This window comes from Cerasibacillus sp., from assembly GCF_036516575.1.
Lineage (GTDB): Bacteria > Bacillota > Bacilli > Bacillales > Amphibacillaceae > Cerasibacillus.
Genome location: NZ_DATBTY010000037.1, coordinates 1 through 17,055, shown reverse-complemented (window position 1 = coordinate 17,055; position 17,055 = coordinate 1). Strand labels below are relative to the sequence as shown.

Genomic DNA, 17,055 nt, shown 5'->3' with positions numbered 1-17,055 from the left:
TTTAGAGATATTAGAAAAAGATTTAACATTATCAGGAAGAATAACAATTTGGGATGAAGCGTTACAATTGATTTCTAAATCATATGTTTTTGGATATGGAGAAATTCAGAGTGCTAGATATATTACAGTCGGAACTGCTCAATTTAACGCGCATAATATATTTTTACAAATCTTACTCCAGGGCGGCATAATATTTTTATTTTTATTTATTGTTATATTTATAATTTCTTTGCGTAATTCACGTTATTGTCGTGTAGAATCAATAAGATATTATTTATTATTAGCAGTTTTTATCCTATTTAATATGATGGTTTCAGAAGTCTATTCTTTTGTTATTATCTTCTTATTATTTACCTTAATTAATAATGGTGATTTATATAAACTCTCTTCCAAAAAAGATGGTCAACTTATTGCAGTTCATAGATAACTAATATTTATGATTATAAAAAGTATACCCAAGTGTATAAAGGAGTAACAAATGAAGTCAAAAATAAAAGAATTAATAAATTCTAAGTTCACTAAAAATGTTACTATTATGGCGACTGGAGCTGCTGGGGCACAAGCGATAGCAATGCTATTATCTCCTTTTATTACAAGAATATATGGTCCTGAAGCATATGGAATTATGGGAACCTTCACATCGATAATAAGTATTATAGCTCCTGTTGCTGCTTTGACCTATCCAATAGCAATAGTTCTACCAAAGAGTGATTTAGATGCAAAAGGCCTTATACGCCTTTCTTTAATAATTACTGGTACAATATCATTTGTCTCTCTTTTATTAATCACACTTTTTAATAAACAAATTGCAAATGTGTTTAACCTAAATGAAGTTTCTTCTTTTTTATTTTTAATTCCATTAGTAATTATTTTTGGTGGATTAATGCAAATTTCAGAACAATGGTTGATCAGAACAAAACAATTTTCTATAAATGCTAAGGTAACATTTTGGCAGTCTGTCATAATTAATAGTAGTAAAGTTGGAATTGGACTTTTTTATCCTTTTGCATCTGTTTTAGTTATTTTAACCGTTTTTGCAAATGGTTTAAGAGCTGTAATGATGATTTTCTTTGCCAAAAAATCATCTCATAAAAAAAATATGGCAACTGAAGATAGAAGAAAAAGTCTAAGGAAATTAGCTAGAGAATATTATGATTTTCCATTATATCGTGCACCAGAAGTGTTTTTAAATGCTGTTTCAAATGGTTTGCCTGTTTTAATGCTTACTAGTTTTTTTGGTACAGCTGCAGCAGGCTTTTATACAATTGGAAGAACAGTTTTGTCCATACCTTCTAGGTTAATTGGAAAAGCTGTAGGAGATGTATTTTATCCTCGTATTGCAGAAGCAGCAAAAGAAGGAGAAAATGTAACAAATCTTATTAAAAAGGCAACATTAGCATTGAGTGGAATGGGGATAGTTCCATTTGGTTTAATAGTTTTATTTGGTCCAACGTTATTTAGTTTTGTATTTGGATCTGATTGGGTAATAGCTGGAGAATATGCTAGATGGATAGCATTATGGAGCTTTTTTGCGTTTATGAATAGACCAAGTGTAATGTCTTTACCCGTTCTAAATGCTCAAAGGTTTCATTTAATATATACAGTTATCATGTTAGTTACTAGATTATCAGCCTTAGCAATGGGTTACTTTGTTTTTGAAAGTGATATTGTAGCTGTTGCATTGTTTGGAATATCAGGTGCAATACTTAACTTCGGATTAATTACTATTACCTTAAGAATAAGTAAGAAGAAAACCCGCCTAGTGTAGAATCATGATTATAAATTGAAAGGGTGACAGAAATATTGAAGCGTTTTTTAAAAAAGAGTGATTTAGTAATGTCACTCTATCGTAAATACCTTAGAAAAAAGAGAAGTTTACTTTCGATGCTTTCTCCAACATTTGCAACTAAATTATTATATAAGGAATACTTTGGTAAATCCTTAGATTTGAAGAATCCGGAAACGTTAAATGAGAAAGTTCAATGGCTAAAGCTTAATACATATAATAACAACCATTTAGTTACTCAATGTGCTGATAAATATCAGGTAAGGAAATATGTTGAAGAATCAGGATGCAGCGAAATATTAAATGATTTAATTAATGTATGGGATTCAGTAGATAAGATTGAATGGGATATTCTTCCGTATAAGTTCGCTCTTAAAGTTAATCATGGATGTGGATATAATATTATCTGTAATGATAAAAGCAAACTCAATATAAAAAGAGCTGAAGCTCAGTTAGAGAAATGGATGAAGGAAGATTTTTGGAAGCTTCGTGCAGAGATTAATTATAAGTATATACCCAAAAGAATAATCTGTGAAAAATATATTGAAACAGAAAGCGGATTACTGCCAGATGATTATAAATTTTATTGTTTTAACGGTGAGCCAAAGTTCGTTATGCTTTGTGTTGGAAGAGAAAAAGGAAGGCCTAAGTTTTTTTACTTTGATCGCGAATGGAATTTAATGCCTTACACAAGAGATGCAATAGAAAATCCAGATATTAAAATTGAGAAACCAGACGGTATAGATGAGATGTTTAAATACGCCGAAAAGCTATGCAAACCTTTCCCGTTTGTTAGAGCAGACTTTTATTTAGATAAAGGCAAAACTATTTTTGGTGAGTTAACATTTACACCATCGGCTGGTTTAGATACTAAGCGTTTACCTGAAACAGATAAAATTCTTGGGGATTTTTTAAAGCTTCCAATAGACAATAAACGTTAAGAATACATAAAAGAGTGGAGGAGTAATTATGAAAGTATCAATTTTAGGTGCGGGAAATGCCGGATGTGCTGTAGCTGCTGATTTATCTATTAGAGGTCACGATGTAACACTAATTAAAACTACTGATTCAATGCATAATGACAATTTTCAATATTTGTTAGAAAATAATGGTGAAATAAAATTAGTAGAAAATGATGAAGCCAAAACTACGAGAATTAATGCGGTGACAAGAGACTTATCCGAACTATCAAAGGCAGATATAGTAATTGTTTATATTCAAACTAATTATCATGAAGAATTGATAAAGAGAATGGAAGAATATATCAAGGATGATCAAATTATTGTTTTCAATCCAGGGTACTTTTCAACTGCTTATATGTTAAAGCATTGTGAAAATAATAATATTACAATTGTAGAGGCTCAAAGTTCATTTATTGATTGTCGGATAACTGAACCTGGAGTTATTAAAGTTGGATTCAGAAATGTAAGAAACCCTTTAGGGGTATATCCAAATAAAAATACTTTAAAGGCGAAGGAAAAACTTGATAAATTAGGATTTCCTCTGGAATATTTATCTTCAGTTGTAGAAGCTGCATTACATAATCCAAATTTAATTGTTCATACAGTAGGTGCTGTTATGAGTATCCCACGTATTGAAAAGACAAAAGGTGATTACGTAATGTATCATGAAGTATTTACACCTAGTGTATGGAAAGTATTGGAAAAACTAGATAGTGAAAAAATGGATGTACTCGAGAAGTTAGGATTTGAAAGACTTTCCTATGTTGAGGCCTGTAAATATCGCAACACATTAGATGACACTTGTGATGCTAAGGAAGTATTCTTTTGGTATGCAGCAATGCCTACAAGAGCTAAAGGCCCCGTGTCAGTTGATTCTAGATATATAACAGAAGATGTTCCACAAGGTCTTGTGATGCTTGAAGCGATAGCAAAACAACTCGATATAGAAACACCAATATGTACTGCTTTAATTGAAATAGCATCGGCAGCTTTAGGGAGAGATATGCGTAAAGAGGGTAGAACACCTGAACGATTAGGGGAAGAAAACATTAAGAAAATACTTGATGATACATTGAAAGAGTATTGAAGTAATAAATAAACCATAACCATTTTATGCATCACATAGATTTAGTGCATGTATAAATCAATTTAGGAGGTATCCCCATGAAACTCACAGTCGCCGGGACAGGCTATGTCGGCCTATCAAATGCTGTCTTACTATCTCAACACAACGAAGTCACAGCATTTGATATCGTGCAAGAGAAGGTTGATTTAATTAATAATAAAAAATCTCCAATTGTCGATTCGGAGATAGAAGATTATTTAGCGAATAAACCGTTGAATCTTAAAGCAACAACTGATTATAAAGAAGCGTTTAAAGAGGCGGACTATATCATTATTTCCACACCGACGAATTATGATCCCGAGAGAGATTATTTTGATACGAGTTCTGTTGAAACAGTGATTGAACAAGTTCTATCTGTAAATCCGAATGCGACAATGGTTATTAAGTCAACCATTCCAGTCGGTTATACGAAGGCAGTACGTGAGAAGTTTTCAACTCATAATATTATATTCTCACCAGAATTTTTACGTGAGGGACGGGCATTATATGATAATTTATATCCGTCACGTATTATTGTCGGAGAGAGATCAGAGCGGGCCAGGAAGTTTGCCGAGTTACTTAAAGAGGGCGCGATTAAAGAAGATATTCCGGTTCTTTTTACGGATTCAACTGAAGCGGAAGCGATTAAATTATTCGCGAATACATATTTAGCGATGCGTGTGTCATTTTTTAATGAATTGGACACATATGCGGAAATGAAAGGGCTCGATACACAGCAGATCATTGAAGGGGTCGGGCTAGATCCGCGTATTGGTGATCACTACAATAACCCGTCATTCGGTTACGGTGGTTATTGTTTGCCGAAAGATACGAAACAATTACTTGCTAATTATAAAGGTATTCCTAATAATATGATTACAGCCATTGTTGAGGCGAATGATACGCGTAAGCGTCATATTGCGGATCAGATATTAGCGAGAAATCCTAAAATCGTCGGAGTGTATCGTTTAACGATGAAGACAGGCTCAGATAATTTCCGTCAATCAGCTATTCAAGATGTCATTAATCATATCAAACGAGACGGTGTTGAAGTCGTTATTTATGAACCTGTATTAGAAGAAGCGGAGTTTGACGGTTCGAAAGTTATAAAAGATTTTGCCGAGTTTAAGGAAGTTAGTGATGTTATCGTTGCTAATCGCTTATCAGACGAACTAAAAGATGTAAAAGATAAAGTGTATACACGTGATGTGTTTTCACGAGACTAAATAAGGATTGGCCTGCATGTTTTAGTTGCAGGCTTTTTTCAAAGAAAGAGTTAAGGATACGAGGAGGTTTGAAAGAAATGACATGGCAAGAGAATTATAAACGCTGGATTAATTTTGCTGAATTAGATGGGGAATTAAAGGGGCAATTAGCGGATTTAAGAGACGATCGAACAGCTTTAGAAGATGCATTTTATAAACATTTAGAGTTCGGGACAGGTGGCATGCGTGGCATTATTGGGCCTGGTACGAATCGGATGAATATATATACGGTACGAAAAGCTGCTGAAGGGTTGGCACGCTATATTGAAGAACAAGGTGATATCGCGAAGAGTCGCGGTGTTGTCATTGCCTATGATTCCCGCCATAAATCAAAGGATTTTGCAATGGAGGCTGCGAAAGTACTAGGTCATCACGGCATTCAAGTCTATGTCTTTGAATCACTTCGCACAACTCCAGAGCTATCATTTGCGGTACGTTATTTACATGCGTTTAGCGGGATTGTCATTACCGCAAGCCATAACCCACCAGAATACAATGGGTTTAAAGTGTATGGAGAAGACGGTGCTCAATTTGCTTCAGAAACTGCGAACGTATTAGTGGCTAAGGTTAATGAAGTTGAAAATGAGTTAGAGATTGCTGTAGCAGAAGAAGAGTCATTAAAGGAATCTGGACTTTTATCGATGATCGGTGACACAGTCGATCAAGCATATTTAAAACAGTTAGAAACGATTACCGTTAACCGTGATGCCATCGAACAGGTGGCTGATGACTTTAAAATCGTCTATACACCGCTTCACGGAACAGGGAATCGTCCAGTAAGAAAAGGGTTAGCGCAAGTCGGTTTTAAACATGTATACGTCGTTAAAGAGCAAGAACTGCCAGATGGTGCTTTCCAAACGGTTGATTATCCAAATCCTGAAGAACCAGCTGCCTTTAAGTTGGCGATTGAATATGGTAAGAAACATGACGCTCATCTATTATTAGCGACTGACCCTGATACGGATCGCGTTGGAGTCGCTGTTAAAAATCGCGAAGGTGAATACCAACTTTTAACGGGTAACCAAATTGGGGCGTTATTACTTCACTATCTTATAACTGAAAAAGCGAAGAAAAATGAACTCCTAGAAAATGCGACCGTTTTAAAAACAATCGTCACATCTGAATTAGGTCGGGATATTGCCAAAGCTCATGGACTAGACACAATCGATACGTTGACAGGCTTTAAATATATTAGTGAAAAAATCAAGGAATTTGAAGAACGTGGGGACCGTTCTTTCCTCATTGGCTATGAAGAAAGCTACGGTTATTTAATCGGTGAATTCGTGCGAGATAAAGACGCAATCCAAGCGTGTATACTCATCGCTGAAGTTGCTGCTTATTATCATACGAAAGATAAGACTTTGTATGATGCCTTAATGGATATTTTCGCTAAATATGGCTATTACCGTGAAGGATTAGAGTCTTTAACATTAGAAGGAAAAGCAGGTGTTGAGAAAATCGCTACAATTATGAATGACTTCCGTGAAAACCCTCCTGCTGAAGTTGCTGGACAACAAGTCGTCGTCCGTGAAGACTATGAATCAAGTAGACGGACGTTTGTAGATAAGGGTGTGGAAGAAACAATCACACTGCCAGTATCGAATGTGCTTAAATACAAACTCGAGGACGACTCTTGGATCTGCATCCGTCCATCCGGCACCGAACCGAAGATAAAATTTTACTTTGGTGTAAGAGGAGAGACGATGGAAGAAAGTCAAGAGATGTTAGAAAAGTTGGTTGGTGAAGTGATGGAGAGAGTGACTGAAGGAGAAAAAGCTTAAATTTCTTCTTTTTCCATGTGTTTCACACTTATTCTAGTGTACAAAACATTTAACTAAGCTAGGTTAAAACTTGACTTATACAAAAATACTATTTAATTCTACTGTAGAATCAATCCTAATACATTAAGGAGTTTTTGATGAAAAAACGAGAATCACTCAAAAAGTCACTAAAACCTCATTGGGTATGGGCTATTGCGTTAGGTTCCTCCATTGGCTGGGGAGCGTTTGTACAACCAACTAATTGGATGTCTGAAGCAGGTCCATTTGGTGTTATCATCGGTTTTGGTATTGGTGCTTTGTTAATGATGTTGATTGCTGTCAGTTATGGATTTTTGATAAAAAATTTCCCGGTATCCGGTGGTGAATTTGCTTATGCGTTTATTAGTTTAGGACGAAAGCATGCCTTTATATCGGGATGGTTTTTATCATTAGGGTATATTTGTATTGTGGCATTAAATGCTTCGGCATTTACGTTAATGTTTAAATATATCTTCCCAGCCTTTATTCAAAATTTGCACATGTATGAATTAGCAGGATGGGATGTCTATTTTACTGAAGTGATTATTGCAACGTTAGCTTTAATTGTTTTTGCTTATTTAAATATAAAAGGTTCTGGATTAACGGGAAGCATGCAATTTATTTTCTGTGTCATTATGGTCGCAGGTGTGCTTTTGTTATCCGCTTTTGTTGGAATCTCACCGGAATCTAGTGTGGAAAATATGAAGCCATTTTTCAATCCAGAAGTGACGACATTTTCAGCGATTATTTCCATTGTAGCAATTGCGCCATGGGCCTATGTTGGCTTTGATAATGTGCCACAAATGGCAGAAGAATTTTATTTTTCATCACAAAAAGCCTTTCGCTTAATTATTTTGCGATGATTGCTGCTTTTCTACTTTATAGCTTTATGATTATAACAACTGCCATGACTGAACCATGGTTAGAGTTAGTTGGTCAGCAACATTTTTGGGGGACAGGCTTTGCTATTGAAAACGTGTTAGGAACAGCAGGATTATTTGTTTTAATGATAGCCTTAATGATGGGCATATTCACTGGTCTAAATGGATTTATTTTATCAACAAGTCGTTTGTTATTTGCGATGTCTCGTGCTAAGGTTATCCCATCCGCTTTTTCAAAGCTTCATCCGAAGTATAAGACACCTTATATAGGGATTATCTTTACTACAGTTGTCGCTATGGCTGCTCCATGGTTCGGCCGAGAAGTATTAGTTTGGATTGTGGGTATGTCATCGATTGGAGTATCGATTGCTTATTTTTATACATGTTATACAGCATATAAACTATTTAAATGGTCGAAGAAAGATGCTTCTGTGTCAAATCATGCCACTCTTGCCCCATGGAAAAAGTTTATAGCTGGTATTGGTATAGTTGCGAGTTTAGTATTTATTGCCTTATTGCTTGTCCCTGGATCACCTGCTTTTCTCGATGTTGAATCAAGAGTTGCTTTGGTCGTGTGGATTTTAATCGGTGTGGGCTTTTACTTGGTTAAACGAAAAGAATATAACAGTATTCCTGAGGAAGAGTTAAATTATTTAATTTTAGGGGAACATGGTAATGGAAAGCAGTTGGGGTAATACTATGGATTTTACATATTAAATTTTTAGGACACGAAACAATAAGAAAAGGCTGCTAAGGGCAACTTTCGCGCAAACCTGTATCCAACTCCAATGTTCTGAAATACAAACTCAAAGACGACTCTCGGATATGTGTTCATATATACAGAACCGTGTCGAATATTACATTTTGCTTTAGTGAGGGGCAGGTTGAATGTTCACAACAGATGTAACTTTTAGGGCGAAAATTTGATGACCTGTTAAACCCAGAAGCTTTATATAGAATTGGTAACATTAAGAATGGATTAATTGGTGGAAAAGCTGAGGGAATCTAGATAAAACTGATTTTATTTCTTATAACTTAGTTCAGTAGAGATATAATGCTTTATTATTGTCTGTATTGTAAATAGAGTGGAGGTATCACATGGCGAACAAAATATTAACATTAGTCAAAAATATTAATAAACCATTAGAGAGATTTCTTTTGGTTAATGGATGGAATTATAGACTTTATAAGAAAAAGAAAAGTGGAATCAAATTAAAAAAACTTACCAAAACTCAAAAACAACAAGTTAGAGATTATTGGAAAAAATACGGGAAAAGAGTTAATACTGATTGGACAGCGTATTTTTCTTTTGCCAATGATCGATTTGATCCTCGTTATATACCAGAAAGTTTATATTATGGAGAAGTAGCCAAAAAATTATATGTTCATGGAATGGAAGGTTTGCACCATAAGAATGTCCAAGAACAAATATTTGATGCAAAGCAGCCAAAAACAATCGTTAGAAAAATAAATAATTTTATATCTGATAAAGATCATAAACCTATTTCCTTAGAAAAAGCTATACAACTTTGTAAAGATGAACCAGAAGTTATCATAAAACCCTCCACAGGAACCTATGGTGGTCAAGGTATTATTTTTTGGAAACCCGAAGATGGAGAGGATAAATTAAAAAGCATCTTAACGTCACTTAATCAAGTAATTGTTCAAGAGGTAGTAGAGTCTCATCAATTTATGAAAAGCATAACTACATCTACTATAAACACTTTGAGAGTAGTAACTTTACTAATTGACGGAGAACCCGTTCTCTTGTCTACTTTATTAAGGATGGGAAAAGAGGGGAGTAGAATAGATGGTTTTTTAGCTGGTGGCATAATAGCAGTTGTAAATAAAAATGGATATTTGGAAGAATCTGCAGTACAGCTTGATCAAACTGTCAGAACTCAACATGATAGTGGCTTTGTTTTTAAAGACAAAAAAGTACCATCTTATAACAAGTTGATAGACGATGCTTTTAGACAGCATAGTAGAATCCCGTATTTTAAAATGGTTTCTTGGGATTACGCTATTGACAAAGTAGGAGATCCAATATTAATAGAAGCAAATATTCCAACGGGACAAATTGATTTTCATCAAATTAACATAGGACCTATTTTTGGAGAGTATACTGATAGAGTTTTGGATTATGTATATAAAGGTAAAGAACTGTAGTTAGTTTAAAATACTTAGTAATAAAGAAATAACTACTGTGTTCATTAATTCGATATTATACTTATCCGGTGGCGTTAATGTTTAGAAATTAGAGACGATTTTAAGGGATTGATAAAGTTGTAGAGAAGTATTTTTGAGCGTTTTAATTAATTGGTTTGATAGGTGTTTTAATATAAAAGGATAGGAAATAAAAAGAATTTAGATTTGTAAAAGGGATACATATGGGGTTCTGTCCACTTGATAGAGAACAGTTTAAAACTGTCTGTGGTATATTATTTTTTATTATTTAAGTCCGTACACCGCGTAATAGGTGTGCGGGCTTTTGTAATATTTAAATGCCGTTCATTCGTTTCACCGTTATAGACATTAAAGTGGACCATGTTCAAACCGAAAGCCTGATAAAGAGTAAAACATAAGGAGGCAATCTATGGAAAAAAGGAGCAGTTAAAAAGTCAAGAAGATTTGTTATGCCAGACGCATTTATCATTATCTTCAGTATTGTAACTTTAGCTGCGATTGCAACACATTTTATTCCGACAGGTTCATATGAACGTGAGACCGTTGAAGAAATAATTAAAGTCGTTCCAGGAAGTTATGAAAAAATAGAATCTAATCCGGCTAACTTGCTTGACTTATTTAGTGCCAATCCAAAAGGCATGATAGAATCTGCAAATATCATATTCCTCATCTTTATTATTGGTGGGATTGTTTATATCATTGAATCGACAGGTGCAATTACGTCTGGCATTCATACACTGATTGATAAAACGAAAGGAAGGTATATGCTCTTAATAGCAACTGTTAGTGGCATATTTGGTATTTTAGCGTCGATGGGTATTGCAGCAAATGCTGTCATCGCTTTTATACCAATAGGGATTGCTTTAGCAAGATCACTCAAATTAGATGCTATTGTCGGAGTAGCTACGGTTTACTTAGGTTATTACTCCGGAATGATTGCCGGTATTTTCGACCCGACCATATTAGGCTTAGCGCAAACAATTGCAGAATTACCATTGTTCTCTGGCATGTTATTGCGTGTATTTTTATTTTTAGCTCTCATCACGATTACGATTATTTATACAAATTTTTATGCAAAAAAGGTAAAAAACAACCCGGAAAAGTCATTTATGGGAAGCAAGCTATTTGGAAATTTACCAAATAATACAAAAGTAGAAGATCGTAACCTTTTTATAACTGGCAGACAGAAGCTAATTTTACTTACATTTTTATTATTTATCGTCACTTTTATTTACGGTGCCTTTAATCATGACTGGGGTATAAGCGAACTGTCTGGTATTTTTTTAATGATGGGTGTCGTTATAGCGTTCATCGCGCGAATAAGCCCGAATGAATTTATTAGTCAATTTATTGCAGGAGCGAAGTCGATTGTATATGGTGCTTTAGTTGTTGGTCTTGCGAGAGCCGTCATCGTTATTTTAAATGAAGGTGCGATACTGGATACGATTGTTTATTATGCTCTCGGTCCATTAGAGTCGACTTCCATTTATGTAGGTGCCCAATTATTATATGTGTTTAATTTATTGTTTAATATTTTAGTTACATCTGGAACCGGGCAAGCGGCAATCATTATGCCACTTATGGTTCCTATCGTAGATTTATTAGGGATAACGAGACAAACCGGTGCGCTTATTCTCATGTTAGGTGATGGTTTCACGAATATTATTACACCAACTTCTGGTGTGCTTATGGCTGTTCTTGCAATTGGCGGTATTAATTGGGTGAAGTGGGTGCGATTTGTCTTCCCACTATTATTAATGTGGATGATTGTCGGAGCTATTGCCATTACGATCGCCATCTTTATCGGATACGGCCCATTTTAGTGAATAATCCCACAGACAGTTTGAACACGACTGTCTGTGGGATTTTTATAGTCTACTATAGATTTTGACTTTGAAAATAGCATACTAAATATATTTTTAAATAACAGTATTGTACCTTGATCTGCTAGTCGTAGGAAAAACATAATGGCTGTGCTTTCATCGTATAAGTGTAATAGGAAGATTAAACAATATGAGAGGAGAGAAACAGTCATGAAAATTACGTTACTTTGTGCATTGGGAATGAGTACAAGTCTATTAGTGAAAAAAATGAAGCAAGTCGCAGAAAGACGAGGACTTAATGTGACGATTGAAGCCCACTCGGTTGATGACGTTGATAAGCAGTTAAGCGAATCTGATGTGATTCTTTTAGGACCACAAATTAGATATAAGAAAAATGAATTATTGAAGAAGGCTGAAGTAGTAGGGGTACCGATTGACATCATCGATATGAAAGCATATGGAACGGCAAATGCTGAAAAGGTGTTAGATCAAGCATTATCGCTTTTTTAAATGAAAAATAAGGGGGATAAATCGTGAATCGTTTTAATGATTTTATGGAACGGTACTTTATGCCAATAGCTGGGAAGATGGCTGAACAACGTCATTTAAAGGCCATAAGGGACGGTATTGTGACAACGATGCCCTTGTTAATCATCGGGAGTATTTTCTTAATCATCTCTTCCCCACCCGTTAAGTCATGGGCAGAGTTCATGAAGCCATATGCACCGGCACTTAGTATACCAGTAGATGCGACATTCGGTCTGTTGGGGCTTGTAGCTGTATTTTCGATTGCTTATAGCCTAGCGAGAAGTTATAAAATGGATGAATTATCTGCAGGTGTGCTTAGTGTAGCAGCATTCTTTGTAGCAACACCGCTCACTGAAGATGGAAATATTCCTTTAAATTTGATGGGCAGTCAAGGATTGTTTATTGCCATTGTACTAGCTATTTTTACCGTTGAAGTCTACCGGTTTTTTGAAACAAGAAATATCGTTATTCGGATGCCTGATGGTGTTCCGCCATCAGTTTGGCGAGCTTTCACAGCATTAATTCCTGGCGCTGTCATTATTTTTGCCGTTTGGGGAATAGATCTCAGTTTGCATCATTCTTTTGATTTATCATTACATGGTATCGTTGGAGCGGTGTTGCGACAGCCATTAGAAGCAATGGGAGCAAGCCTTTGGGGAGCTATTATAGCTATCATTCTTATCCACTTGTTATGGTCATTCGGCATTCATGGCATTTCAGTTGTCGCAAGTGTCATGGCACCTATCTGGTATAGCCTAACTGAACAAAACGTAGCTGCCCAACAAGCTGGAGAAGAATTACCATATATTATCGGTCAGCCATTTATGGCGATTTGGTGGGCTGTAGGTGGTTCAGGTATGGCAATAGCATTAACGATTTTATTTGTTTGGCGCGCACGATCAAAACATTTAAAGAGCTTAGGACGCGGTTCGATTTGGGCAAGCTTTTTTAATATAAGTGAACCGGTTGTATTTGGTGCACCAATCGTTATGAACCCTCTATTATTTGTACCGTTTATTCTTGCACCGTTAACAGTAGGAATCATCACCTATTTCACTATGTCAATCGGTTTGGTAGGAAAACCGTATGTGATTATACCATGGACCACCCCACCCCCATTCTCAGGCATCCTAACAACTGGAGATTGGCGTGGTGGTGTACTGATGATTGTCAATATCATTGTCGCCATGATGATCTATTATCCATTCTTCCGTCTATATGATAAAAAACTCTTACAAGAAGAACAAGAGGAAGCACAGGATTCAGGTGTGGCTAAGCTTGTGGAATAAGGAGTGTTTTAGTGAGTAATGTGACAAGGAAAGTCATTATAATTGTAATAGTTTGATACAATAGAACGTAAAGTATAGGATATTGCTCTATTGTAGAAGGGATATAAGAGTAGGAGAAGATTACTTTGGGATTGGATGCTTTTGATGGTTTAAAAATGGGCTTGGATTTACTATGGTCCTTGTTAACTGCTTCACCCTTATTAACGATAGGAATATTAGTTCTGATCGTAAGCTCATTGTTAGTAGAGTGGATTTCTAATATTTTGCGGGATAGGAAACTGAAAAAGTCGGGTATCTTGCAAGTTGATAAAATGTCAGGGAGAGAATTTGAACAATATCTTCACATTATGTTAAAAGATAAGTATGATGTTAGATTAACACCGGCGACAGGGGATTTTGGTGCGGATCTTATTTTAAAAGCAAAAGATAAGAAAATTATTGTTCAAGCAAAAAGATATAAGAAAAATGTTGGAGTAAAAGCTGTCCAAGAAATAGCTGCAGCCAAAAACTATTATAATGCTGATGAGTGCTGGGTGATAACAAATAGTTTTTTTACTAAGCAAGCAAAAACATTGGCAAATTCGAATCAAGTTAGGCTAATTGATCGGAAACAGTTAATTCATTGGATGCTAGTAAAAAGTAAAGGAGCATGAATTGGTTTTTTCCGGAAAACGGAGTGCAAAAAGGCAATTTTAGAGTTGAAAACATAAGAATAATAAATGTCATTATACTTTTGAAAAAAATTCAATCTAAACGCTATACTCAAAAAGGTAGGGAGGAGAAGCAATATGATTCGTTATCAAATGTGAAGAGGTTAATTGAATGTTTTTTATAACATGCATTAAAAATTTTTGCGAAATACACATTCATGGGGAAATAAAAATGGATAAGCAATTAAAATTGCAGATGGTGTTTATTTAACGGAGTTTGAGAAAATATTGAGATAAAAACCAAAAAATGAATGACATCCAAAACAAAAAAATCGTTCAGTTTAGAACGATTTTTTTGTTTGATATATTATCTTTTAGGTGGTCGAAAACCTGCTTTTTTTGCTTCTTCTTCAGAACAGAACCATTTGGCAACATTTTTAGTTCTATTATAATATGTACTTCCTGGAACATGGTAGATTCCACTAGAGGTTCCTTTAATATTACAATCTCCTTTTGCTTGTGCCTGATTAGTACTTGTTTTAGAGCTATTATTGCTTTTTGTAGTTTGAGAAGAGGACTTTTGGCTCTTTTGTGCTGTTTGTGAGCTTGCAGTACTTGACTTTGTTTGATTAGCTGACTTTTTCTGTTCATTTGTAGAATTACTTGCGGTTTTTGTTTTTTGTGCTTGTTTAGAACTTGTATGATCGGTCTTTTTTTGTTGGCTAGCTATCTTTTTACTTTGTTCCTCTTTAGTGTTTTTTACTTCTTTAGCTTCTAAAGACTTTACTTGTTTAGTCAATTTCTCGTTTTCAGTTTTTAGTTTTTCATTTTCTTTTTCTATATCTTTAAATTCTTCCTCAAGCTTGTCCACATTTTCTTCTGAGTTTGTAAGTTTTTCTTTTAATTCCTCGTTCTGTTCTTCTAGGCTTAATACATTTCCTGTTAATTCTTCTAGTTTTTCAGAGTGTTGATTGGCTTGACCTGCTGCATCTTCTTTGTCAACAGCTCCGCTAATCAGAATTAGAAATGCACTGACTCCAATAAAAGTATAGGACACTTTTTTGGAAATGGTTTTATCTCTTTTAATGAACCACCTCTTTCCAAAGTAGGCAATTAATAATAGAAGTATTAACATAAATAAAAGCATGCTTAGTTCCTCCTTCATATAATTGTCATTTAATGTATTTAATAATTTCTTTTGTTTGTTTTGTATTTATAAACTACGTAATAAAAGAACTTTTCCAAATCATGAAATGCTTCTGCTGGCAAGCCATTCCATGAATCGATATCAGCAATGAAAGGGCTATGTATACCATGTTTTTTAAAATACTGAATGACTTGTAGAATATTTTCAAATCTATTATCTTTATAATTATGCTTGCTATCGTCTTTCCCGCAAATTAGGTAATCTACTGATACATTAAAGATTTCACTTAATTTACATACAGTATCAAGTGATGGACTTCTTTCTTCCCGCTCATATGTACCGTATACATTGGGACTGAAACCAAGTAATTTACTCAATTCTGTTTTTGTATATCCAGCATTTTCTCTTAAATTTTCTAATCGGAAACCAAAACCCTTCATAGGTCATAACTCCCATATTTTACTTAACTTATTAAATAGAAGATAACACAAAATGAGTGCTTGTTTACTTTATGCACTCAAAAGGTGTTGTTATTAATCATTATAAACATTTTATAATAAAAATTCACACAATTTGGGTGGAATTTGCAAAAGAGAGTTCAAAACATTTTCTATATTGTTGCTGAATTAATATTGAGCGTGGCATGTTTCTTGTGTGGTTATCTTTTTTATTTGTCTATTTCTATTCATTCATTTTCTTCATGCTACAATAGATGGAGTATGAATCATATAAAAGGAAATGGTGAAATAATGATAACTCATGTTTTAACATTTATTCTAGGATTTATAACGAATACTGTGACGGATTGGGTTTTTGCAGGTGCTAATAAATATCAAGAAAAAAGAAGTTTTGGTAAGTTAATTAAAGGCTTTAGAAAATATACAGATCAAAGCAAATTATTTAGCATTGGGCCACTTATTACGGATTGTATAGTCTGGAAAGGGATAGACGAAAAGAATCAACGTTCTTATTCAAGAGGTGATATAGAGCTCGAATTTCATCAAGAAGCAACAAACAATATGACTCAAGATATGCAATTATTTATCGATGAAAATTGGAAAACGATGATCCTAACTTAACGAGTGAACCAAGATGTGGTGTACATTCGATTGCTTTAGATCAACCTAAGATTACATTTTACAGAACAAATTATAAAAATTTCATAGGAACAATAAGAGTTTGGCGCTTTTTAGTTTATGTATGAAAAATATATATTAAATTTCTTTATCCCCCAGCTTCATCTCATCTTTCATAAACTTCCAGTACCTATATAGCTTCTCCCTATGTGATTTAGGACTGTGACTGAAATCTTCCAATAAGGAAGATTTTTTCATTTCTTTAATAATTACTAGTTCTTCCTGTGTTAGGATTAAATCTTCATCTATTTTAAACATAGTCTGGGGTTTTGGTGCATCAATTAAGCCTAGTAAATAGTCGGTTGAAACATCATAAGTATTTGCTATTTCACGCAAAGTCTCAATGGAGGGTTCATTTCTACCTTGTTCGTAGTATCCGTAAGCACTTGTACTTATATTTAGTTTTTTTGCAATGTCTTCTTGTTTATATCCATTTTCAATTCTAAGATCCTTTAAACGCTCTTGTAGAACATGCATCTAAATAGGCACCTCCCTAG

The 17,055-nt window shown here is 34.6% G+C and carries 15 protein-coding genes and 1 pseudogene; 13 read left to right on the top strand and 3 right to left on the bottom strand.

The window, feature by feature from the left end; all coding sequences use genetic code 11:
* From VIG73_RS07180 to VIG73_RS07120, 12 genes and pseudogenes are all read left to right on the top strand, one after another.
* The coding region (locus tag VIG73_RS07180) for an O-antigen ligase family protein (RefSeq protein ID WP_331640436.1) at nt 1-427 on the top strand (427 nt) is incomplete at its 5' end.
* 51 nt (nt 428-478) lie between these two features.
* Nucleotides 479-1,768, top strand: coding sequence for a lipopolysaccharide biosynthesis protein (locus VIG73_RS07175; protein WP_331640434.1), 1,290 nt, complete (start codon nt 479-481; stop codon nt 1,766-1,768).
* 35 nt (nt 1,769-1,803) lie between these two features.
* Nucleotides 1,804-2,727: an ATP-grasp fold amidoligase family protein gene (locus tag VIG73_RS07170; RefSeq protein ID WP_331640432.1), complete on the top strand. Its 924-nt coding sequence runs from the start codon at nt 1,804-1,806 to the stop codon at nt 2,725-2,727.
* Nucleotides 2,728-2,755: 28 nt separating this feature from the next.
* On the top strand, nt 2,756-3,835 hold the full coding sequence (locus VIG73_RS07165; protein ID WP_331640430.1) for an NAD/NADP octopine/nopaline dehydrogenase family protein: 1,080 nt from the start codon (nt 2,756-2,758) through the stop codon (nt 3,833-3,835).
* A gap of 77 nt (nt 3,836-3,912) precedes the next feature.
* The gene (locus VIG73_RS07160) at nt 3,913-5,079 is read left to right on the top strand and encodes a nucleotide sugar dehydrogenase (protein ID WP_331640428.1); all 1,167 of its coding nucleotides are present in this window, start codon (nt 3,913-3,915) and stop codon (nt 5,077-5,079) included.
* Between the two features lie 77 nt (nt 5,080-5,156).
* Nucleotides 5,157-6,899 (top strand): phospho-sugar mutase, encoded by a 1,743-nt coding sequence (locus VIG73_RS07155; protein ID WP_331640426.1) that lies wholly within the window; start codon nt 5,157-5,159, stop codon nt 6,897-6,899.
* A gap of 137 nt (nt 6,900-7,036) precedes the next feature.
* Nucleotides 7,037-8,493: pseudogene (locus tag VIG73_RS15705) on the top strand (APC family permease).
* 403 nt (nt 8,494-8,896) lie between these two features.
* A complete protein-coding gene (locus VIG73_RS07140; RefSeq protein WP_331640420.1) occupies nt 8,897-9,967 on the top strand; it encodes a sugar-transfer associated ATP-grasp domain-containing protein in 1,071 nt (356 codons plus the stop codon).
* 467 nt (nt 9,968-10,434) lie between these two features.
* Nucleotides 10,435-11,808: a YfcC family protein gene (locus tag VIG73_RS07135; protein ID WP_331640418.1), complete on the top strand. Its 1,374-nt coding sequence runs from the start codon at nt 10,435-10,437 to the stop codon at nt 11,806-11,808.
* Between the two features lie 210 nt (nt 11,809-12,018).
* On the top strand, nt 12,019-12,318 hold the full coding sequence (locus tag VIG73_RS07130) for a PTS sugar transporter subunit IIB (protein ID WP_331640416.1): 300 nt from the start codon (nt 12,019-12,021) through the stop codon (nt 12,316-12,318).
* Nucleotides 12,319-12,341: 23 nt separating this feature from the next.
* Nucleotides 12,342-13,625 carry a PTS cellobiose transporter subunit IIC gene (gene celB, locus VIG73_RS07125; RefSeq protein ID WP_331640414.1) on the top strand — a complete coding sequence of 428 codons (1,284 nt, stop codon included), beginning with the start codon at nt 12,342-12,344 and terminating at the stop codon, nt 13,623-13,625.
* A 125-nt stretch (nt 13,626-13,750) separates the two neighbouring features.
* Entirely contained in the window at nt 13,751-14,278 is a 528-nt protein-coding gene (locus tag VIG73_RS07120) for a restriction endonuclease (protein ID WP_331640412.1), read from the top strand.
* 364 nt (nt 14,279-14,642) lie between these two features.
* Here the strand turns inward: VIG73_RS07120 and VIG73_RS07115 are convergent, their stop codons facing one another.
* Both VIG73_RS07115 and VIG73_RS07110 read right to left on the bottom strand, forming a co-directional pair.
* Nucleotides 14,643-15,422 (bottom strand): hypothetical protein, encoded by a 780-nt coding sequence (locus VIG73_RS07115; RefSeq protein WP_331640410.1) that lies wholly within the window; start codon nt 15,420-15,422, stop codon nt 14,643-14,645.
* A gap of 38 nt (nt 15,423-15,460) precedes the next feature.
* Nucleotides 15,461-15,862 (bottom strand): helix-turn-helix transcriptional regulator, encoded by a 402-nt coding sequence (locus VIG73_RS07110; protein ID WP_331640408.1) that lies wholly within the window; start codon nt 15,860-15,862, stop codon nt 15,461-15,463.
* Nucleotides 15,863-16,171: 309 nt separating this feature from the next.
* Here VIG73_RS07110 and VIG73_RS07105 point away from each other — a divergent pair, with 309 nt between their 5' ends.
* Nucleotides 16,172-16,501, top strand: a complete 330-nt coding sequence (locus VIG73_RS07105) for a hypothetical protein (RefSeq protein WP_331640406.1) — start codon at nt 16,172-16,174, stop codon at nt 16,499-16,501.
* A 135-nt stretch (nt 16,502-16,636) separates the two neighbouring features.
* On the opposite strand, the gene VIG73_RS07100 is transcribed toward VIG73_RS07105, so the two are convergent.
* Nucleotides 16,637-17,035 (bottom strand): helix-turn-helix transcriptional regulator, encoded by a 399-nt coding sequence (locus VIG73_RS07100; protein WP_331640404.1) that lies wholly within the window; start codon nt 17,033-17,035, stop codon nt 16,637-16,639.
* Nucleotides 17,036-17,055: the final 20 nt, after the last annotated feature.